Genomic DNA, 21,624 nt, shown 5'->3' on the forward strand with positions numbered 1-21,624 from the left:
GAGGCAAATTTAAATTAAATTTTTGACATAATTCTTCGATAGTTTTTTCGATGGAGATGTTTTTTAATTGGCGCCAAAAATTAACTGGCCCACCTCCTTTATGACAAGACATACAAAAAGCAATATTTTTTTCTAATGAAACCGAAAAAGAAGGATTTTTTTCCGAGTGAAAAGGGCACAAACCCATGAAATTTTTACCTTGTTTTTTTAAATTAATACCTGAATTAGTGACCAATTCATAAATAGGTATTTTTTCATTGATGTTTTTAATAATAGGAGATAATTTTGTTTTTGAGTTTATCATATTTTCTATTTATACGCAAATATCAAAATGATATTTTTTTTTCTATATATTTTTTGATAGATTCAATTTTAATACGTTTTTGTTGTAAGGAATCTCTATCTCTTATAGTTACAATATTATCTTTCAGAGTTTGGTCGTCTATAGTGCAACAAAACGGGGTTCCTATGGCATCTTGTCTTCTATATCTTTTACCAATACTACGAGTTTCATCGTAAATAATTTCCAAATCATTGGATAATTCTTTCTGCAATTCTTTAGCTTTGGCTCGGTGTTGTTGTTTAATTAAAGGCAGAATAGCTATTTTATAAGGCGATAAGAAAGGATGTATTTTTAGAACTATTCTTGTAGTATTATTCTCCAAATTTTCTCTTTCTAAAGAGTTTATTATAATAGCTAAAAATAATCTTTCTACTCCAACTGATGGTTCAATAACAAAAGGATAATATTTTTGTTTTGTTTCTTCGTCAAAATATTGTAAATTTTGTCGAGAATATTGTTGATGATTTTTTAAATCAAAATCTGTTCTAGAAGCTATTCCCCATAATTCATCAAAATCCCAAGAAAAATTGAATAAAATATCAGTAGTAGCATTTGAATAATGACTTAATTCTTGCGGATGATTATCTTTAAATTTGAGATTGTTTTTTTTAAATCCTAATTTGATGAGAAAATTATATACATATTCTTTCCAAAAAATATACCATTGTTTGTGTTGTTCTGGATGACAAAAAAATTCTAATTCCATTTGTTCAAATTCACAAGTTCGAAAAATAAAATTTCCTGGCGTGATTTCATTACGAAAAGATTTACCGATTTGTCCAACTCCAAAAGGTATTTTTTTTCTTGTTGTTTTAATAATATTTTTAAAATTTATAAAAATACCTTGGCAAGTCTCAGGTCTTAGATAAACAATACTAGCGTTTTCTTGTGTAACTCCTTGAAAAGTACGAAATAATAAATTAAATTGTTTAACTGGCGCCCAGTTTTGAGTACCTAATATTTTATGTTCTATTAAATACTGTGTCATTTGTTCGAAAGACAAATCATTCATATTTATTTGTGGATCATGGATTTTAATTAATTTATCTGCTCGATAACGCTTGTTATTATCTTTATTTTCAGCAAGCGGATCTGTAAAAAGTTTTAAATGTTTGGATGCTTCCCAAATTTTAGTATTCATTATGATAGAACTATCAAATAAAACTGTATCTTCCCTTTCTTGGCAAAATTTTTTGACCCAAGCTTTTTTAATATTTTGTTTTAATAAACTGCCTATAGGACCATAATCAAAACTATTAGATAAACCACCATAAATTTCGCTTCCTGGAAAAATAAATCCGTTTTGTTTTGCAAAAGCAATTATTTCTTTTAAAGAAAACATTTTTCAATCCTTAATTTGTTTGTAGTTTAATTAAAATAAAAAAAGAAGATAAATGATAATTATTTTTACTTGAATCTTCTTTTTTGGAAGTTTGCATATTTAATATACTTTTTATTTTTATTTATATTTAAGTTATATATGATTTTAATATATCATTTTTACTACGCCAATTTCTTTCTACTTTTATCCATAAGTTAAGATGAATTTGAATATCAAGAATTTTATTGATATCTTTTCTAGCTTCAGTACCTATTTTTTTTAACTTACGGCCTTTCAAACCGATTAAAATTTTTTTTTGATTTATGGTTTCTGTTAAAATAAGAGCTGAAACCTGCATTAAAGAAAAATCTGTTCTTGGTGAAATATTTTCGATAATAACATGGCAAGCATGCGGAATTTCTTGATGTGTATAGTAAAGGATTTTTTCTCTAATTATTTCGGACATGAATTTTTGATTAGTAGTATTAGTAATTATATGTTTAGGATAATAAAGTGGCCTTTCTTTTAGGCAAGCAAGTATGTTATCTTTTAAAATATCTAGGTTTTGAATCGTAACCGAAGACAAAGGAATAACAGCGTGACAAAATAATTTGTCCATATAACTTAAAATAATTTTATCAATTGCAATTTTGCTTTTTAAAAGGTCGATTTTATTAATAATTAAGATAACTTTTGTGTCATTTTTTCTAATTATTTTTAAAATATTTTTGTCTTGATTAGAATACGGACGATCAACTACAAATAAGATTATATCTGTTCCTCGAAGACTTTGTAAAGTCATGTCTTTTATTCTCTTATTAAACAGATATTTTTCTTTTATATTAACAATTCCTGGAGTATCTATGAAAATTAACTGGTAAACGGGATCATGACAAATACCTATAACTGGGCTGCGAGTAGTTTGTGCTTTAGAACTAGTAATAGAAATTTTTTTTTGAACCAAAGCATTTATTAAAGTAGATTTTCCAACGTTTGTATTACCAACTATAGCAATGAAACCTGATTTAAACACTAGTTTGTTCTCCTTTGGCAACAAAATGAACTAGAAATTTAATTACTTTATTAGTAAGGAAAATCTAAATTATTTTTTTCTAAAATTTGATGTTGTATGTTCATCATTTCTTGTAGAGATTCTTCTGTTTGGTCATTAAACCCTTTCAAGTGTAAATATCCGTGTAAAGCTAAAAAACTTACTTCTTGTTCGCTACTATGATTATATTCCTTAGCTTGTTCAAAAGCTTTTGGCAAAGAAATGAAAATATCTCCTAAAGAATCATTGTTCATTTCATCAATAAAGGATAAAACATCAGTAGGATATTTTCTGCGAAGGTAATACCAATTCATTTCTTGCATTTTATCATTATCTATAAAGATAATATGTATATTATTTTTTTCTTTTAGAGATTTAAATAAGCTGACTAAGGTTTTTTTTATATTAGTAATATTTATTTTAGTTTGATTGTGTATTTTAAGATTCATAATATTTTTTATTAATTTATTTTGAGATTAACAGATGATAAATAAAAAAAGTACCTTTGGTACATCTAATAAATTTTAGTATTTTTTATAGTTAACGTTTTTTAGTTTTAAAAATTTTTCTGCGATTTTTTTTTTCAACACTAGGCTTAATATAAAATTCTTTTTTACGAGCTATAGTAAGATTTCCGGCTTTAGCAACATCTCTTTTAAATCGACGTAAAGTTTCTTCAATACTTTCATCTTCGTGAACAATAGTTTTAGACATGAATTATCCCCCTTTTTTTATGTTATAAATCAAACTATTAAAATACATTGACTTAGTGATTAACATATTAATTAAAAAAACATCTCAGTTTGCCTTATTATAACATAAATCAATCAAATATATTTAATTTTTGATGAAAACATATATTAAATAATTGACTTTTTTGTTATAAAATTTAGTTTATATGACATTTTGTTGCAGGAAAGAATGAGCAAATAAAAAAAATACTAAAACAGAAATAAAACGATTAAGACGTGTTTCAGAAGAGTTAATCCTTTGAATGCCGTATTGCTCAGCAAACATATCTGTTATATTTTTTTCTGATGAAAGTAAAACGGTTATAATAATTGCAATACAAATAACATATAACATAAAATTAGGCAATTTAAGCGGCAATATCATCATAATTTATTAATCATCCTTATATTTCTTTAAATATTATCAAATAATTAAAGCTTTTAAAAAAACATCATTAACGTTTTGAATAGTAATAATTTTGAGTTTTTCTCTTACTTCTTCTGGGATATCATATATATCTTTTAAATTTTCTTCTGGAATAAAAATAGTATTTAATCCGATTCTATCAGCGGCAATAGCTTTTTCTTTTAATCCTCCTATAGGTAGAATTAATCCGCGAAGAGTGATTTCTCCTGTCATACCTATATTTTCTTTTACGTATTTTTTTGTAATAGCAGAAAAAATGGAAGTAGCTATTGTGATTCCTGCTGAAGGTCCATCTTTAGGCACAGCGCTTTCTAAAAAATTAACATGAAAATCGTTTTTTTCAAAAATATCATGCTGAATACCTAATTTTAGAGCATTAGATTTTAAAAAACTGAAAGCAGTTATAGCACTTTCTTCGATGACTTTACCTAAATGACCTGTCAAAACTAATTTGCCTTTGCCGGGATAAAAAGTGGTTTCTATTGGTAGAATTTCTCCTCCTAAAGAAGTATAAGCTAAACCATTTACTACTCCTATTTGAGGAGTTTTTTCCGCTAATAAATGTTGATAAATAATTTTTCCTAAGAATTTTTCAATATTTGATATATTGATTTGCATTTGTTTAATTTTATTTATTAAAATTTCTTTTACTGTTTTACGAATAAGAGTAGCAAGTTTTTGGCTTAAATTTCTTATTCCTGCTTCTTTTGTATAATGTCTAATTATATGAATAATAGTTTTATCTTCGATTTGAAATTGTGCTTCTTGCAACCCGTGTTCTTCTAATTGTTTGGGCAATAAATATTTTTTAGCAATGATTAGTTTATCTTTTTCTGTGTAAGAATTTAATTCTATGATTTCGAGTCGGTCTTTGAGTGGTTCAGAAACATTGGTTAAATCATTAGCAGTAGTTATAAATAAAACTTGTGACAAATCAAATGGTTCTGACAAATAAAGATCTATAAAAGTTTTGTTTTGTTTAGGATCTAAAATTTCTAACAAAGAAGATTCTGGATTATGTTGAAAATTATTCACTAATTTATCTATTTCATCTAATAAAAAAACGGGATTCATTACTCCTGCATTTTTTAAACCATCTAAAATACGGCCTGGCATAGCTCCTACATAAGTTCTTCTGTGGCCTTTAAATTCGCTTTCTTCTTGTAATCCGCCTAAGGACTGTTTTACAAATTTACGCCCTAACGCTTCAGCTATAGAAATAGCTAAAGTAGTTTTACCTACTCCCGGCGGTCCTACAAGACATAAAATAGTTTGAGCATTTTTTTTTGTCATTATTTTGACTGCTGCATATTCCAGAATACGTTCCTTAGCTTTTTGTAAACCATAATGATTTTTTTCTAAAGTTAACTTAATTTTTTCTAAATCTTCAATATCTTTGCTAATTTTATTCCATGGTAAAGAAATGATAAAATCTAAGTAATTACGAATTACAAAAGAATCTGCTACAGCGGAAGAAATAGACTGGTAACGGGAAAGTTCTTGCAAAGCTTTTTCTTTAATATTGCTTGGCATACGAGAACTATTAATTTTTTTTCTTAATTTTTCTATTTCTTCTTCTTTTTTGACCTTGTCTCCTAATTCATTTTGGATTGCCTTTATTTTTTCTCTTAAATAAAATTCTTTTTGATTTTCATCAATGCTACGTTTTACTTCTTCATTTATTTTATTTTCTAAATCGATAATATTTAACTTACTTTGTATATCTTTAAGCAGATACATTAATCTTTTATTTAATTTTTTCTCTTTTAAATATTTGTATTTTTCCTTTTCTTCGATTCTTAATGAAAAAACAATTAAATCAGCGATTTTATCTGTTGTAATTCCTTTTTGTATTTGTTCTAATAAAGTGTTTTCTGTTATCAATAAAAATTGACTCATATTAGAAGTTATTTGTTGGATAATTAGTTTAATTAAAGCTTTTTCTTTTTTTATATTACCAAAAATAGTTGGTACATGTTCATATTCCGATTGATAAAAATTATCTTTTTTAATTATTTTGTTAACGAAAATTCTTTTTAAAATACGAAATTTTACTTTATAAGTGGATTCGGAAGTATTATCCATTTTGATTGAAAGTAAAATTTGAGCTAGAACACCGTATTTTTCTATATCAGATATTTTTGGTTCTTCGTGAAAAAAATTTTTTTGTGGTAAAATCACCATGTAAGGGCAATTTTGATTTTCAGCATATTTTAGAGCATTTATCGAAAAATCACGACCTATTTCAATTCTAAAATCATTGTGGGGTATGGGGATTACATTTCTCACAATGATAACTGGTAATTGATTAGGAATGTTAACAATAACATTATCTTTTAGTTCTAATTTATTTTTTTTATCCATTATTAATTGCCTTTCATTCGCGAATTAAACTTTATATTTGGTTTTTATTTATGAGTATATTTAACTTTTATGTCGTTAGACAAAGCATCTCAGATAATAAACTTTTTTATCATGTTATTATGAATAATAATAAATTTTTTATTTTTTTCTTTCTTATTCTTTCTAATTGTTTTATTTATCGCAGAATGTTATGTAACATTTATTTTCCCATCTTTATTAAAAGAAGATTTAGCCAGTAATAGATTTACTGTTTTCAGCTGTGTTAGATAATTTTGTATATAAGTTTGAGTGTGTTTTTGTTTTGATTCTTTTGCAGATATTCTTAACACAGAATTAATTTCTTCACGGAAATTTTCTATTTCTTCTTGGGTAACTTGTATATTTTCCTTTATTGATATTTCGTCTAATAAGAAATTAATTTTTAATTTTCTGATAGCTTGTTCATTGAGTTTTTGGTTCAATTTTGTTTCATCTAAATTAGTTTTATTGTAATACTGTGTTAAAGTCAATTTTTGTTTGTCTAATTCATTTTGTAAATTTTCTTTTAAAACGATAATTTCTGCTTCGATAAGTTGCTTTGGGATTTCAAGAACAGAATTGTCAATTAAGTAATCGAAAATTTCTTCAATTACTGTATTTTTAATTTGATTTTGTTTTTGCGATTGAATTTGTATCTTGATATTTTGTTTTAAATCTTCTATGTTTTGAATCATCGGGATTTTTAAATCAGAAATTAATTTTTTAGTTAAAATTAATTTCTGATTTATTCTTATTTCTTTTAAATAGACATCAAAAAAGATTTTTTTACCAGCCATTTCTTTCTTTTCGTAATTATCAGGAAATACTACTGATATTTGACGTTTATCTTGTTCTTTCATTCCTAGCAAGTGAGGTGCTAAATAAGTCATTAATGAGTTTAACCCTTTTTTCGGATTATAACTTATATTCTCTTTTTTAAAAATAATTTGGTTGTTAAATGACCCTATCAAATCTATAATAAAATCATTGTCTAATGATAGTGAAAAACCATTTTGTTTAGTTAGAAATATTAGAAAGTTATCGATTTCATTTTGAATCTCATTTTCTATCTCATCATCTAAAATTTTTTTATTTTCTGTTTTTAATTGAATATTTACGTATTCGCACAATTTAATTTCTGGTTTCAAAATGAATTGTAGTCCAAAATGAAAAGGTTTATTTTTATCCAATTTTTCTAGTTCAAATTCAACTAATTCTGGTTGTCCTATGATTTTATTTTTTTCAGTTTTTAATATAGTCTTAATTTTATCTTGTAATAAAAATTCAACAGCATCTTTGTATAAAAATTTTTTTCCAAAATACCTTTCGCAAATTTTACGCGATACAAATCCTGTTCGAAACCCTCTAATTTTTATCTTGTTTTTTGTTTTGTTGAAAGCTTCTTTTAAAAAAATTTCAAATTCATCAGTAGTAATTTCCCAACTATATTGAACGAGATTATCGCTTATGTATTTAATTTTCATTTTTCATGTCACCTTAATGTGGTTTTAATTTAGCTTATATTTTATTAATTATACCAGATGCTAACTTTTTTGATCTATTATCAATGGAACTCATATGCATAAAATGTAAAATTCTATTTTGCTTCTGCATTTATTTTTTTTCTTTAATTTATTCAAATTATACCACGTAAAAAATTTACAAGTTTACAATTAATTTTATCAAATAAAGATGTTTTTATTGCATTAAAAGCTATAAAAAAAGCGTATTTCAAAAATGAAAAAATAATATTCTTTTTTTTAATTTTTTTATTAAAATAAAATGTGATAAATAAAACTTTAATAAAACAGGGAGTTTTTTGTTTTTTATTTAAAAAATTTTTCCTCCAAAAATAATTGACCATAGCCATAAATATGATACACAAAAATAGATTTATATTATAATACTAAGGATTGTAACAATTAGCATAAACAAGGCCACGTTTAACATTTAACAATTAATCTTTACAGAAACATTGAATCTATAAATTTTTCATAACTACTTTTCAGTTTAGGGGGGTCTTAATTTATTATTTCAATAGTTGTAAGATAATTAAAATACTGGTGTTTTTTGTTAAAAAAATAATAATTTTTAGATTGTTACAATTATTGTAAAAATTATAAAACTAATAAATAAAAATTTAGTAAATTTAGTATCTAGAAAAGAGAGTAGTTAAATGCCAACTGATGAAAAGAAAAAAATGGATTTAAACCAATCGATTCAAGCGCAAAAAACAGAATTAGTTTTGATAGATTTTTTTGCTTCTTGGTGTGCTCCTTGTCGTAACTTAATGCCTATAATAGATGAACTATTACAAAAAAGAAAAGATTTATCTTTAATTAAAATTGATATTGACCAACATCCCTATTTGTTAAGCGAGTACAATATTACAAGTTATCCTACTCTGCTTCTATACAAAAATGGCAGAAAAATTAATAGGAGAGTAGGTTTTTGTTCATATGAAGAGTTATTATCCTTTATCGATCGACACAAAGAAGAAAAAAACAATTTTTGTTGTTAATCATTTAGATTTATAATTCTTTGATGCTTTTTTTATTAATTAATATAATCTTATACATATTTGTAGTAACATGAACAACCAGCTGCACAAAACAATTATGCTCAAATATGACCCCCCTTTTTTTTTCGTTTAAAAAAAGTTATTTTTAATATTATGTGCTAATTTTGTTGAGTTTAATTTAATATATTAATTGAAAAACTAAATACAAAAAAGCGAAACATTCAAATAAAAATTTGAAAGAATAAAGTTAAATTCTAAAAACATGTCCATAATTTTTTAATATTAATGGTATCTTTAATGGAGCACATACATATTTAGCTGTTATCGTGTAAAAAAAATTTATTTAATATAGATTAAACTAATAATTTTAATTTTACATATTAGCAATTATTTTATTGTTAAGTTTTATTAGAAAAGAATTGCTAATATGTAAAAATATATTTATCTTTTATAATTCACTATTAAACGAATAACAAATGAGAAACATTCTCTAATACAAGAAATAAATCCAAAGAATACAAAAAATTAAGACAAGTATTATTTAGTCATGCTATAATTATCCTATACCTCGTTGCATTTTTAGAAGTAACGAATTTGGAATTTAAGATAATAATAATGTTATTTTTTATATTAATTTTTATTAACTTGTTTTTTGGCTTAATGGGTAAGATCTTCCTTCATAGATCTTCATTATAATAAATAAAATAGTAGTCAAATAGATATTTAAATATAGAAATTTAGAAAGTTTATAATAGGTTTAGTTACAGATGATTAATGATAATGATTACAACGCTGATATTTTCCACGGATATGACGCTTCTAGTATTGAAATTCTAGAAGGATTAGAAGCTGTTCGTAAAAAACCAGGAATGTATATTGACTCTACTTCGACGAAAGGCGCATATCATTTGATTTGGGAAATTATAGACAATTCTATAGATGAAGCTTTAGCGGGGTTTGCTAAAGAAATTATCTTAGAAATTTTCCCTGGCAATATAGTCCGTGTTTCTGACGATGGAAGAGGTATCCCAGTGGGCATCCACCCTAAAACAAAAAAACCGGCTGTAGAAACTATTTTAACCCACTTACATGCAGGAGGTAAATTCAAAAATAATCCTAATTCTCGTGATTACAGTTATTCAGGCGGTCAACATGGAGTAGGTTCTTCTGTAGTTAACGCTTTATCTACTTGGTTTACAGTGGAAATTCATCTGAATAATAAAATATACTATCAAAAATACGAAAAAGGAGTACCTATGACTCCTTTAGAAATAAAAGGTACTACTAATAAAAGAGGTACTATTGTTACTTTTTTGCCTGATATTACTATTTTTAAAGAAATGAATAATTTTTCTTACAGCACAGACGTTTTAAAAAATAGATTACAACAATTATCCTTTCTAAATAAAAATATCAAGTTAACTCTTGTAGATGCTCGTAAAGACCCTTATAAAGTTCTTACTTTTTATTCTGAAGGCGGTATTAAAGAATATCTTCAGTATTTAAACGAAAATAAAAAAACTTTAAATCAAGTTTTTTGCCAAAAATATCATGCAGAAAGCATTTTTTTGGAAATTGCCTTTCAATATAATGACTCGTATGCTACAAATATTTATTCTTTTGTTAATAATATCCCAACTCATGAGGGCGGAACGCATGAAGAAGGGTTTAAAATGTCTTTAAATAGAGTTTTATCAAAATATGCCAAAGATAAAAATCTTTTGAAAAAAGATATGAGTTTTATTGGGGAAGACACTTTGGAAGGCATAACTGCTATTATCTCTTTAAGACATTTTGATCCTCTATTTGAAGGTCAAACAAAAACAAAATTAGGGAATTACGAAATGAGACAATTTGTCTCTAAGCATTTTGGTGATGCTTTAGAAAGTTATTTATTAGAAAATCCTCAAGAAGCCAAGAAAATCGTTGATAAATGTTTATTAGCTGCTAAAGCTAGAGTAGCCGCAAAAAAAGCTCGTGAATTTACTAGAAAAAAGACTCCTTTAGATTTATTAAGTTTTGCTTCAAAATTGGCTGATTGCCGTGTAAAAGATCCTGCTACATCAGAATTATATATTGTTGAAGGGGACTCAGCTGGGGGTTCTGCTAAACAAGGTCGAGATTCTAAATTTCAAGCTATTCTCCCTTTAAGAGGTAAAATTCTTAATGTAGAAAAATCTCGTTTAGGCAAAATATTAAGCAACAATGAAATCGTTTCTTTGATACAATCTATTGGCACAGGTATCGATAAAGAATTTAATTTAAATAAAGCCCGCTATCATCGTATTATTATTATGACAGATGCAGATGTAGATGGTGCACATATTAGAACTTTATTGCTAACTTTTTTTTTCAGAAATTTAAGACCTTTAATTGAAAATAGTTATATTTACTTTGCTCAGCCTCCGTTGTATAAAGCACAACAAAATAAAAAAGTTAATTATTTTTATAATGAACAAGATTTAAAGGAATTTATGTCTAAAAGTAAAAGTAAAATTATTTTACAAAGATATAAAGGCTTAGGCGAGATGAATGCAGAACAACTTTGGGAAACTACCATGAATCCGAATACCAGAACTTTATTACAAGTTAAGTTAGAAGATGCTCTAGAAGCTGATAGAATTTTTACTATGTTAATGGGGGAAGAAGTTGCTGCTAGAAAAGATTTTATTCAAAAAAATGCTACTTATGCAGATATAGATATTTAGACTTAATTCGGATTAAATAAAAAAAAGGCGATTATAATAATGTCAAAAAAAACTAAAAAAAATAATTTTGTTAATAACGAACAAGAATTTTTGAGTTCTGTTACTAATATTGGTCATGTGGAATCAGTTGATATTAATGATGAAATGAAAAAATCTTTCTTAAGTTATGCAATGAGTGTAATTATTAGAAGAGCTCTACCAGATGTTAGAGATGGCATGAAACCTGTTCATAGAAGAATTATCTATGTAATGCAAGGATTAAATCTCGATAATCAGGAACGTTTCAAAAAATCTGCTGTTGTTGTAGGGGCCGTTATGGGTAGATGTCATCCGCACGGAGATAATAGTATTTATGAAGCAATGGTGAGAATGGCTCAAGATTTTAATTGTCGTTATCCTTTGATTACAGGACATGGCAATTTTGGGTCTATAGATGGTGATTCTGCCGCTGCTATGCGTTATACTGAGGTACGTATGTCTAAATTATCAGTAGAATTAATTAAAGAAATCGATCAAAACACTGTTGATTTTATTGATAATTATGATGGTAACGAAAAAGAACCAACAGTTTTACCTGCTAGTTTTCCTAATCTTCTAGTTAATGGTTCTACCGGAATTGCTGTAGGAATGGCTACCAATATTCCTCCTCATAATTTAGGAGAAGTTATTAATGCTTTAATAGCTTTAATTGATGACAAAAATATTGATGTTAATGATTTAATGAAGCACCTTAAAGGACCAGATTTTCCAACAGGAGGGGAAATTTTAGGAGCTGAAAATTTAAAAACAATTTATGCTACTGGTAAAGGTAGAATTTTTGTCCGTTCTAAGACTCATATTACGCAATCAGAAAAAAATAAGTTTTCTATTTGTATTACTGAGATACCATATCAAATCAAAAAAAGTAGTTTAATCGAATCTATCGCTGTTTTGGTTAAAGAAAAAATTATAGATGGCATTACTGATTTAAGAGATGAATCAAACCGCCAAGGTATTAAAATTGTAATCGATCTAAGAAGAGATATAAACCCACATGTTTTGTTAAATAATCTATATAAATATTCTCAATTGCAAGTTTCTTTTAATTTTAATATGATTGCTTTAATAAACGGAGTTCCTCGATTAATTAATTTAAAACAAATGTTAAAAGAGTTTTTTGACTTTAGAATGAATATAATTCAACGCCAGAAACAATTCGAATTATCTAAAGCTTCTGCGAAAAAACATCTGATTCAAGCTTTAGTTATCGTTTTAAATGATATTGATAATGTTATTAAGTTAATTAAAGGGGCTTCTAATATTAAAAATGCTCAAGAGCAATTAATGCAAAAATATAATTTTGATTTAAATCAAAGTAAAGTGATTTTAGAAATGAGTTTACAAAAAATCACTAATTTGGAAATAGCAAAAATTAAACAAGAACAAAAAGATTTAACCCTTAAAATTATTGAATGTGAAAGTATTATTAATTCGCTAGCTAAAAAAGAAGATATAATCAAAAAAGAATTATTATACCTAAAAAAAACCTTTCAAGATAATAGAAGAACTATTATTAACTTAACTAATAATATGTTAGATATTACTGAAGAAGAATTAATTGACAAGGAACGTATATTAATCACAATAACCAATAAAGGGTATGCAAAACGTTTAAATTTAGACACTTATAAAAAACAAAATAGAGGAGGGAAAGGCGTTGTCGGTATTACCATAAATAAAGATGATTTTGTCGAACATTTTGTGATTACTTCTACTCATGATTATCAATTATTTTTCACCAACAAAGGTAAAGTTTACCAAATAAAAGGGTATCAAATCCCTCCTTATTCTCGTCAATCCAAAGGAATTCCTTTAGTGAATTTAATTCCTTTAGCTAAAGGAGAATTTTTAACTACGCTAACTAGTGTAAGCGATTTTAACAATGACCAAAATTATTTAGTATTAATCACTAAAAAAGGATTTATAAAAAGAAATAGTATTCAAGAATATGCTAACATAAGAGCTAATGGTAAAATAGCTTTTTCATTAAAAGATGATGATGAAGTTTTATCAGTGCTCAAAACTTCTGGCCAACAAGACATTATACTAGCTGCTTCTGACGGAAAAGCCATTCGTTTTAAAGAAAATTCTATTCGAAAAACTAGTCGCAAAGGTACTGGCGTAATAGGCATGAGAATTGAACCAGAAGATAACATTGTGGGAGCTGCTGTATTATGGTCTTCGGAACAAGATATTTTGGTAGTTACCGAATTAGGTTATGGTAAAAAAACTAAAGCAGATGTCTATAGAAAACAAAAAAGAGGTGGCAAAGGAGTTAAAACTTTAAAAGTTACTGATAAAAACGGCAAACTAGTCACTTTAAAAGCAATTTTACCTAGCGAAGAGTTGATTTTAATTTCTAATTTAGGGCAAGTCATTAGAATAGATGCCGATAAAGTATCATTAACTAAATCTAAAGTCACACAAGGAAATAGGTTATTTAAGTTAAATGAAAACCATAAATTAATAAATGTAGTTGTTGTAAAAAAAGAAAAAAATACGCTATTTCCAATTACAATTACAACCAATATTTAATTTACCATATTCAGATTACTGATAAGTATGAATAAAATTATAAATTGATTTTTTAATCTATGTTCAAAAAAATCATTTTATTAACTTAATATAAAGATAAATAAAATATCAAAAGTTTATTGACTATGAAGACACAAAAAAGAATTATTTATTATAAAAAATCTTCTTCTGCTTTAAAAACTAAATGGGCAGGTGCTATTTTTGGTAATATTATCTTAACTTATAAGCATATTACGCAAAATAAAAATATTATTTTAATAGAAGGAGCAATGGGATCTGGTAAAACTGTTTTTATCAAAGGGATAGCAAAACAATTAGGCGTTAATTCTAATATTAATAGTCCTACTTTTACTTTATGGAAAACTTACCTATTTCAAAAAAGAAGAATTTACCATTTAGATATGTACCGAGTTTTAAATTTTCCAATTAAACAATTATTCATCGAAGAATTATTGGAATATTTAGATTTGGGTGATATTTTATTAATCGAAACGCTTCCTGGCATCAACATTGATATTATTCCTTTTTGGAATTTTAGAGTTTATATTGATATATTAAAACCGAAAATGAGAAATATATGTATAGAGAAAAGTTTCTTTTGTTAAAACAACAAATATAGATATAGTAAACAATGTATTTAAAAAAAAGACTTGGGATTTAAAGCCAAATATGAATGATAAATATTTAATTTTAGATACTTCTACTTCTGTTCAATTAGTTATTCTGATTGTATCTAATAAAATTATTAGTATTCAAAAAAATGTTAAACCGAAAAGTTTTGTTTCTTGTATGATCCCTTTAATTAGCCGTACTTTAAAAGAGAATAATATAAATATTTCTCAATTAACAAAAATTATTGTAGGTATTGGGCCAGGTTCTTATACGGGAACTAAAGTTGCTGTTCTAACAGCTAAAATTTTATCTTTAGAACTTAAAATATCTTTGTACAAAATAAGTAGTTTATTATTGTTGACGAGTGGATATTATCAAAGTGTTATAACTCCTAAAGTAAATATCAATAATAGCGATTCTTATGCTTTAAGTTTAGTAAATGGCCAAATAATTCTGCCAGAAGATAGATATACTCAACAGTTTTTAACCCAATTTCAATATCATATACTGTTAAATGAAGAAAAAAATTTAAAAATTGCTTTGGATAAACTTTTTGACTACATAGAAGAGGTTAAAGACCCCCATTATCTAGTACCTAACTATTGTTGCCCAGTATACTAATTCTTTTGCCTTTAAAATTATATTTTATTTATGCTAAATAACTAATGGAAAGATAAGGGTTTATCATGTTAATTTTATCTATTGAAACAAGTTGTGATGAAACTAGCGTAGCAATAACTCAAAATGGGAAGAGAGTGCTTTCTAACATAATTTTCTCACAAATTGAATATCACAAAAAGTACGGCGGTGTTGTTCCTGAGATAGCTTCTCGTCAACACTTAACATTTATAACGTTAATTTTACATAAAGCCCTTAAAAAAGCTAAAATATTACCTAAAAATATTGATTTAGTGGCAGTTACACAAGGACCAGGACTTATTGGATCTTTATTATTAGGAATAAATGCGGCTAATACATTTGCTTATATTCATCAAAAACCTTTAATAGGTGTTAATCATTTAATGGGTCATATTTATGCTGCGCAAATAGAATATTCTATTTGTTTTCCTTCTTTAGCGCTAATAGTTTCGGGCGGCCATACTGAGTTAATTTACATCAAAAACCATTTTAATATTCAATGTTTAGGATATACTTTGGATGATGCTCTTGGAGAAGTGTATGATAAAATTGCGAAAAATTTAAATTTAGGTTACCCTGGAGGTCCCATAATAGAAAAGTTAGCTTTAAAAGGCAAAGATATTTTCCATTATTCTAGACCTTATTTAAAAAATAATAATTTAAATTTCAGTTTTTCAGGAATAAAAAGCGAAATTATTCATTTTATAAAAAAAAATAAGGCTAAAATTACATCACAATACATTAATGATATATGTGCCTCTTTTCAAGCTAGTGTCATTGATGTTTTAATAACTAAAACAAAGAGAGCTATTAATCGTTATCCTGTTCGACAATTAATCATAACAGGAGGAGTAGCAGCTAATCACTTTTTAAGAAATAGATTTAAAAATATTTTTCATAATTTAGAAGTTGTAATTCCTAATTCTTTATATTGTACAGATCAAGCAGCAATGATTGGTATAGCTGCTTATTATCAAAAAAAGTTTTGTTCAAATCAAAAAATTAATCATTATAATTTAACAGGACATAGCGATTTGTCTTTAATTTAATATAGTATATTTATAATACATTTTTGCAATTAAGGAGATTTATTCATGTTGGAATCCAATTTTATCAAGACTATTATGCAAAAAGATTTAAAAGAACAAAAATATCAAGAAATTATTACACGTTTTCCGCCAGAACCTAACGGTTTTTTACATTTAGGGCATGCAAGAGCAATTATCATTAATTTTGAATTGGCTAAATTATTTGGTGGAAAAACTTATTTACGATATGATGACACTAATCCTAATAATGAACATCAAGATTACGTTAATGCTATTTTAGAAGATATTAGATGGTTAGGGTATGAACCAGATAAAATTTTTTTTGCTTCAGATTATTTTGATATTTTTTACCAAAAAGCTGTTTTACTAATTAAAAAAAATAAAGCTTTTGTAGATGATTTAAATTCAGAAGAATTAAAAAAATATAGAGGAAATTTAACAGAACCAGGTATTAACTCACCTTATCGTAATCGTACAATAAAAGAAAATTTAGAATTATTTCAACAAATGAAAGAAGGTTTTTTCAAAGAAGGCGAGAAAGTTTTAAGAGCCAAAATAAATATGGCAAGCCCCAATATTAATTTAAGAGATCCTGTTTTATATCGTATTTTAGATGCATATACACTTAAAAAAAAACATTATTATATTTACCCTTCTTATGATTTTGCTCATCCTTTAGAAGATGCTATTGAAAAAATTACTCATTCTTTATGTTCTTTGGAATTTGAAGATCATCGTCCTTTATATAATTGGGTAACTCAAATGACTGAAATGCAGCATACTCCAACTCAAATAGAATTTGGTCGTCTTAACATCACTAATACTTTTTTAAGTAAAAGACACCTTAAATTTTTAGTTGATTCCGGCTTAGTTCAAGGTTGGGATGATCCTCGAATGCCTACTTTAAGAGGAGTTAAAAAACGAGGTTATACTTCAGATGCTATTAAAGAATTTGTATTTCAGTCTGGAATTTCTAAAAACAATAATTACGTTGATAAAAAAATGTTAGATGCATGTTTGAGAAATGATTTACAAAAAAAATCAAAAAAAATTATAGCCATTATTGACCCTCTCAAAGTAACTATTACTAATTATCCTAAAAATAAAATGGAATTTGCCGAAATACCCTATAACGAAAATGATCCACTTAATTTTCGTAAATTATTTTTTTCTGGAAACATCTATATTGAAAAAAGCGATTTTCAATTAGAAAAATTAAATAGTAAATCGAGAAAGTTATTTTTAAATGGCGAAGTGAGATTATTAAATTTTTACTTTATTAAAGCTTATGATGTAATTAGAGACGATAAAGGAGAAATTATTGAAATATTAGCTACTTATGACCCGCAAACCAAAAGTGGAAGCGGGTTTAATAAACGCAAACCTAATGGTAATATCCACTTTCTTACTAAAGAAAAATCAAAGAAAGCTATTTTTAATTTTTATAAACCTTTATTTTTGGGTAATAAAAAAATTGATCATAAAAATATTAAAGTTTGTTTTAACAAAGACTCTTGGAAGGAAAAAAACGGTTTAATTGAAGAAAATATCAATTCTCAAATAAATTATGAATATTTTCAATTTATAAGGAATGGCTATTTTAATGTGGCTTTCAAAAAAAACAATCTAATTTATTTCAATGAAATTATTGCTTTAAAAAGTTATATATAAATAAATTAAAAAATATTTAATTATGTTTCTATGATTATTTATTAAAATATTTTTTTAGTGGAAATAAACTTAAATAAAATCACTTCTTTTAAAGCTTTCTTTTGTACTATTTTGTGAACAGAAGAATTGAAAACTGTTTTTTATTTTTAAATTTATCATATAATTAAATAAAATTATTTTCTTCATTTTTCTTCAAAAATTTTTAAAATTTAATCAAGTTCTGTTTGTTTATTAATCTTGTAGTAAATATACTTTACATTTATGATTTATTTGAGAATATATTTTAGTTCTATAAAGAAATTTTCTTTATATTTTATATAAATAATTCATTATAAATTATTTGTCAATATGTGAATTTTTTTTAAAACATTTATATTTCAAGTAAAAAGTATAGATAAATAACTTTTTAATAATGAAAAAAATATCTTTTTTTATATGCTTACTTATAGTAAAACCCAAAAATATTCATGTTATCGTTAAAAATAGATCAAATGCCAAACCTTAGAATTGTAATGTAAAGTGCTTTGTTATTATAAAAATTAGGAAAATTTAGTCATGATAGTATCGGATAAATAGTCATTGATTATTTTTTTATTAAAGGACTCGTTGCTGCATTTAATTAACCTTTTTATGGAGTTTTTATTGAAAAGACTTTTGTACAAACAAAGGTCTTTTTTCTTTTTACATTAATATTAAAAATAAATAAAATAAATTATATCCTAATTTTTAGTTTTCATATGAAATTATAACTCATTCATTCGAACAAAATTAATAAACAGATATAAATTGTTTTAAATTAGTTTTTAATTTAAATATTAAATGTATGCGCGGGTTTTTAGCAACTCTTTTATATTTTTATTCCTTTTACAAAGGATCATCTATAGCAATAGAATAAAAGAAAATTTATCTTCATGTTTAAGATTACCATAGATAATGGTTTATATTTCTGCATAATTATAATCTTGTTTTAATTTTTTAAACAAGTTTTTTTACTAGTTTTAATTAAATATTTAGTTTCTTCTAATATAAGAATTTGAAACTATTTTCTTTCTCTTTTTTTGTTGATTTAATTCTTTTAATTCTTAATTTTTTGATTTGATACTAATTTTGGTTTGAATAATTGCATTTAAAGTTAGATAGTTTCTATTTAATTGTTGAATTATTTTATTTTTTTAATATCTAGTTTTACAGTTTTTAATTCTTCATTAATCACTTTTTTGCTGAAGTATATTATCAGATAATAAGACCAAATCAAAATAAATGGCATTAAATTAATATACAACTTTATAAGAATTTTAATATTAAAAATAATGATAAGTATAGTATTAAGTTAAATTTTAGTAAAATAACAACATGATACTTTATATAAATGATGTCACATGTAAGTATCAAAACTAACGAAAGAAAGGTAATTATTATATGTCTAGTCCATTTTTTTATTTGACAAATATCTTTATGTTTTACAGTCATTATCGTGATCGCATCTTAAACTTTTTCGGATGGTTATTTTTAGGTATTATAATTTACTTAGTTTTATGGGTTTTTAGCGTTATACTTGAATAGAATAGGTGATAAGTATCACCTTTTTTTTTATGTTTAAATTAAGTAAAGGAGTTTAATGTTCATGGCTAGATTCAGTAAATTTAGACGCTTTCGTTCAGCAGTGGTAAGAACCATTAGTCGACGTCGCGTATCTTTACAAAGATTGATTTTGCCGACCATTGGGGGCTTAGGGCTTGTTTTAATCCTATTAGCTCATAAAGGTTATATTTATTTACCTCAATAACTTTTTTAATTATCATTTACCAGAAAGAGAAGGTCTTTATTAATGAGTTTGTTAAAAGCTTTGACTTACTTAGGCGTGTGTTTCATTGTGATTTTTATTTTATATAAATTGGAAATAGTTGTTCCTTCCGAAACCAAAGTCCCTTGGATTAAAGCTCCGACGACTGCTGCTAAGAGTAGTTAATCATTACGATGTGCAATTTAAATCCCGCCCAATTGCAAGCCGCCCATGCTCCGGCTCAGCAAGCCCTTTATTTACGAGCGGGAGCTGGCACTGGTAAAACTAAGACCCTAATTGAGCGCTTACTTTATTTAGCTTCCCAAGTGGCGCCTGCTAAGTTATTAGTTTTAGTTTTTAACCGGCAAGCACGGGCTGAAATTCGCACTCGTTGTCGGGCTTTCTCTACCCAAGTCTTTACTTTTCATAGTTTTTGTCTCCGTTTATTACAACAACATGGACAGCACTTACCGCTTCCTTATGCTTCCTCGTTTACTTTTATGACCCCTTTTCAACAAGATGAATGGTTAAAACAAGCCTTAGGGAGCGCTGGCTTAAGCCGTTATCAATCTTCTTTACCTGCCCTCAAAGCTTATTTAGCGAAGTTTAAAAAAGGGTTAATCGCCACTCCTTTGTGGGACAAGCGTCCCGCTTGGAAAGTTTTTTGGCAAACTTACTCCCACCTTTGTCACCAAGCGCAAGTCTTGGATTTTGATGATTTAACTTTTTATAGTTATTATTTACTACGTCATCATCCTCCTTTACTGGCCGCTTATCAACAACAATACTCGCATATCTTAGTCGATGAAGGCCAAGATTTAGATTACTACCAAACGCAACTTTTACGGTTATTAGGCCGGCAAAGTATTTTGTTTTTAGTGGGGGATCCTTACCAAAATATTTATGGTTTTCGTGGGTCGTTAGCCACTTATATGACGCGCTTAGCTACTGATTTAAAGTTACGCGCTTATGCTTTAACCACTAATTATCGCTCAGGCGCGGCCATTATTGCCAAAGCTAATGCTTTACTCCCAGCCACCGCTGCTTTAACCGCTGTGAACCCTCATCCCGGCGTAGTCGTCTATCAGGCTTGTGCTGATCCCACTCAAGAAGCGGCTTATGTCTTGCAACAACTGCAGACTTTAGTGACTCGTGATGGTTATCAGTATCATCAGATTGCCATTCTGGCTCGCAAACACTTTGTGTTGACGACCATCACCACTGCTTTAGAGCGGGCCCACATTCCTTATCATCGCTTAGCTTCCCCCTCGGGACCGCCTCTTACTACCCCTTCTGCTCCTTCCGCTGCTCCCGCCCCATTAGCCGCCACTGCTCAGCAATTAGTGACCCAGCTCTGGTCCTCTCCCTCTCCCTCTCCCCCTCCTTCCTCGTCTTTAGTCTTAGCTTCTATTCACCAAGTGAAAGGCTTAGAATTTAAAGTGGTCTTTCTCCTCGGGTGTGAACAACCCACCTGGCTCAATCCCCTTTTAGCGGTCGTCAATCTCGCGGAAGAACGCCGTTTAGCATATGTAGCAGTCACCCGCGCTCAAGACCAGCTTTTTTTGACAAGTGTCCGTCGTCGTCCTAGTTTGACCCAGCCTGCTCGTTTAAAACCGCTCACTTTTTTAAAAGAAATGGGGTTTTAAAGTTAAAATAGCCTTAGGACTGTTTTAGTTTTACCACATTTAAAAGTTTTTATTTATTGTATCTTGAAGGAGATTGTTGATGAAAGTTAAACGTTTATACTCGTTAACGGCTATTCTGGCTCATTTAACTCAGGTCTCTTTTTTTCGACTTGTTTTCACCAAAGCC

General features: G+C 27.1%; 18 protein-coding genes. 10 read left to right on the forward strand and 8 right to left on the reverse strand.

The features are described from left to right. The 8 genes from OC680_RS01730 to tig form a co-directional block, all read right to left on the reverse strand. On the reverse strand, positions 1–304 hold a 304-nt coding region (locus OC680_RS01730), incomplete at its 3' end, for a CHC2 zinc finger domain-containing protein (protein ID WP_304515398.1). Positions 305–326: 22 nt separating this feature from the next. Beyond that, positions 327–1,685, reverse strand: coding sequence for a glycine--tRNA ligase (locus OC680_RS01735; RefSeq protein ID WP_304515399.1), 1,359 nt, complete (start codon positions 1,683–1,685; stop codon positions 327–329). 127 nt (positions 1,686–1,812) lie between these two features. Then, complete coding sequence (gene era, locus OC680_RS01740; RefSeq protein WP_304515400.1) at positions 1,813–2,697, reverse strand: GTPase Era; 885 nt, start codon at positions 2,695–2,697, stop codon at positions 1,813–1,815. Positions 2,698–2,747: 50 nt separating this feature from the next. Further along, the gene (gene ybeY / locus OC680_RS01745; protein ID WP_304515401.1) at positions 2,748–3,164 is read right to left on the reverse strand and encodes an rRNA maturation RNase YbeY; all 417 of its coding nucleotides are present in this window, start codon (positions 3,162–3,164) and stop codon (positions 2,748–2,750) included. A gap of 91 nt (positions 3,165–3,255) precedes the next feature. Next, positions 3,256–3,429: a 30S ribosomal protein S21 gene (gene rpsU, locus OC680_RS01750; RefSeq protein WP_304515402.1), complete on the reverse strand. Its 174-nt coding sequence runs from the start codon at positions 3,427–3,429 to the stop codon at positions 3,256–3,258. Between the two features lie 180 nt (positions 3,430–3,609). Then, positions 3,610–3,834, reverse strand: a complete 225-nt coding sequence (locus OC680_RS01755; protein ID WP_304515403.1) for a hypothetical protein — start codon at positions 3,832–3,834, stop codon at positions 3,610–3,612. A gap of 36 nt (positions 3,835–3,870) precedes the next feature. Next, positions 3,871–6,237, reverse strand: coding sequence for an endopeptidase La (gene lon / locus OC680_RS01760; protein WP_304515404.1), 2,367 nt, complete (start codon positions 6,235–6,237; stop codon positions 3,871–3,873). Between the two features lie 188 nt (positions 6,238–6,425). After that, positions 6,426–7,739 (reverse strand): trigger factor, encoded by a 1,314-nt coding sequence (gene tig / locus OC680_RS01765; RefSeq protein ID WP_304515405.1) that lies wholly within the window; start codon positions 7,737–7,739, stop codon positions 6,426–6,428. Positions 7,740–8,431: 692 nt separating this feature from the next. On the opposite strand from tig, the gene OC680_RS01770 reads away from it, so the two are divergent. From OC680_RS01770 to OC680_RS01815, 10 genes are all read left to right on the forward strand, one after another. Further along, on the forward strand, positions 8,432–8,776 hold the full coding sequence (locus OC680_RS01770; RefSeq protein WP_304515406.1) for a thioredoxin family protein: 345 nt from the start codon (positions 8,432–8,434) through the stop codon (positions 8,774–8,776). Positions 8,777–9,543: 767 nt separating this feature from the next. Beyond that, entirely contained in the window at positions 9,544–11,484 is a 1,941-nt protein-coding gene (gene gyrB, locus OC680_RS01775; protein WP_304515407.1) for a DNA topoisomerase (ATP-hydrolyzing) subunit B, read from the forward strand. 39 nt (positions 11,485–11,523) lie between these two features. After that, the gene (gene gyrA, locus OC680_RS01780; RefSeq protein ID WP_304515408.1) at positions 11,524–14,058 is read left to right on the forward strand and encodes a DNA gyrase subunit A; all 2,535 of its coding nucleotides are present in this window, start codon (positions 11,524–11,526) and stop codon (positions 14,056–14,058) included. Positions 14,059–14,183: 125 nt separating this feature from the next. Then, entirely contained in the window at positions 14,184–14,663 is a 480-nt protein-coding gene (gene tsaE / locus OC680_RS01785) for a tRNA (adenosine(37)-N6)-threonylcarbamoyltransferase complex ATPase subunit type 1 TsaE (RefSeq protein WP_304515409.1), read from the forward strand. Between the two features lie 64 nt (positions 14,664–14,727). After that, positions 14,728–15,291: a tRNA (adenosine(37)-N6)-threonylcarbamoyltransferase complex dimerization subunit type 1 TsaB gene (gene tsaB / locus OC680_RS01790; RefSeq protein ID WP_304515410.1), complete on the forward strand. Its 564-nt coding sequence runs from the start codon at positions 14,728–14,730 to the stop codon at positions 15,289–15,291. A 65-nt stretch (positions 15,292–15,356) separates the two neighbouring features. Further along, on the forward strand, positions 15,357–16,358 hold the full coding sequence (tsaD, locus tag OC680_RS01795; protein WP_304515411.1) for a tRNA (adenosine(37)-N6)-threonylcarbamoyltransferase complex transferase subunit TsaD: 1,002 nt from the start codon (positions 15,357–15,359) through the stop codon (positions 16,356–16,358). Between the two features lie 45 nt (positions 16,359–16,403). After that, positions 16,404–18,029 (forward strand): glutamine--tRNA ligase, encoded by a 1,626-nt coding sequence (gene glnS, locus OC680_RS01800; protein WP_304515412.1) that lies wholly within the window; start codon positions 16,404–16,406, stop codon positions 18,027–18,029. A 1,624-nt stretch (positions 18,030–19,653) separates the two neighbouring features. Next, positions 19,654–19,815, forward strand: a complete 162-nt coding sequence (locus OC680_RS01805) for a hypothetical protein (RefSeq protein WP_304515413.1) — start codon at positions 19,654–19,656, stop codon at positions 19,813–19,815. Between the two features lie 42 nt (positions 19,816–19,857). After that, complete coding sequence (locus tag OC680_RS01810) at positions 19,858–19,998, forward strand: hypothetical protein (RefSeq protein WP_304515414.1); 141 nt, start codon at positions 19,858–19,860, stop codon at positions 19,996–19,998. A gap of 8 nt (positions 19,999–20,006) precedes the next feature. Beyond that, positions 20,007–21,458: an ATP-dependent helicase gene (locus OC680_RS01815; protein ID WP_304515415.1), complete on the forward strand. Its 1,452-nt coding sequence runs from the start codon at positions 20,007–20,009 to the stop codon at positions 21,456–21,458. The last annotated feature ends 166 nt before the right edge of the window (positions 21,459–21,624 follow it).

Origin of the sequence: Candidatus Phytoplasma melaleucae, assembly GCF_030588185.1 — a bacterium.
Lineage (GTDB): Bacteria > Bacillota_I > Bacilli_A > Acholeplasmatales > Acholeplasmataceae > Phytoplasma > Phytoplasma melaleucae.

Coding starts and splice junctions, on each gene's coding strand:
- OC680_RS01735 (WP_304515399.1), bottom strand. CDS start 1,685: ATGTTTTCTTTAAAAGAAATAATTGCTTTTGCAAAACAAAACGGATTT.
- OC680_RS01815 (WP_304515415.1), top strand. CDS start 20,007: ATGTGCAATTTAAATCCCGCCCAATTGCAAGCCGCCCATGCTCCGGCT.
- tsaD (WP_304515411.1), top strand. CDS start 15,357: ATGTTAATTTTATCTATTGAAACAAGTTGTGATGAAACTAGCGTAGCA.
- tsaB (WP_304515410.1), top strand. CDS start 14,728: ATGAATGATAAATATTTAATTTTAGATACTTCTACTTCTGTTCAATTA.
- rpsU (WP_304515402.1), bottom strand. CDS start 3,429: ATGTCTAAAACTATTGTTCACGAAGATGAAAGTATTGAAGAAACTTTA.
- gyrA (WP_304515408.1), top strand. CDS start 11,524: ATGTCAAAAAAAACTAAAAAAAATAATTTTGTTAATAACGAACAAGAA.
- lon (WP_304515404.1), bottom strand. CDS start 6,237: ATGGATAAAAAAAATAAATTAGAACTAAAAGATAATGTTATTGTTAAC.
- glnS (WP_304515412.1), top strand. CDS start 16,404: ATGTTGGAATCCAATTTTATCAAGACTATTATGCAAAAAGATTTAAAA.
- gyrB (WP_304515407.1), top strand. CDS start 9,544: ATGATTAATGATAATGATTACAACGCTGATATTTTCCACGGATATGAC.
- OC680_RS01805 (WP_304515413.1), top strand. CDS start 19,654: ATGGCTAGATTCAGTAAATTTAGACGCTTTCGTTCAGCAGTGGTAAGA.
- tsaE (WP_304515409.1), top strand. CDS start 14,184: ATGAAGACACAAAAAAGAATTATTTATTATAAAAAATCTTCTTCTGCT.
- ybeY (WP_304515401.1), bottom strand. CDS start 3,164: ATGAATCTTAAAATACACAATCAAACTAAAATAAATATTACTAATATA.
- OC680_RS01810 (WP_304515414.1), top strand. CDS start 19,858: ATGAGTTTGTTAAAAGCTTTGACTTACTTAGGCGTGTGTTTCATTGTG.
- OC680_RS01755 (WP_304515403.1), bottom strand. CDS start 3,834: ATGATGATATTGCCGCTTAAATTGCCTAATTTTATGTTATATGTTATT.
- OC680_RS01770 (WP_304515406.1), top strand. CDS start 8,432: ATGCCAACTGATGAAAAGAAAAAAATGGATTTAAACCAATCGATTCAA.
- tig (WP_304515405.1), bottom strand. CDS start 7,739: ATGAAAATTAAATACATAAGCGATAATCTCGTTCAATATAGTTGGGAA.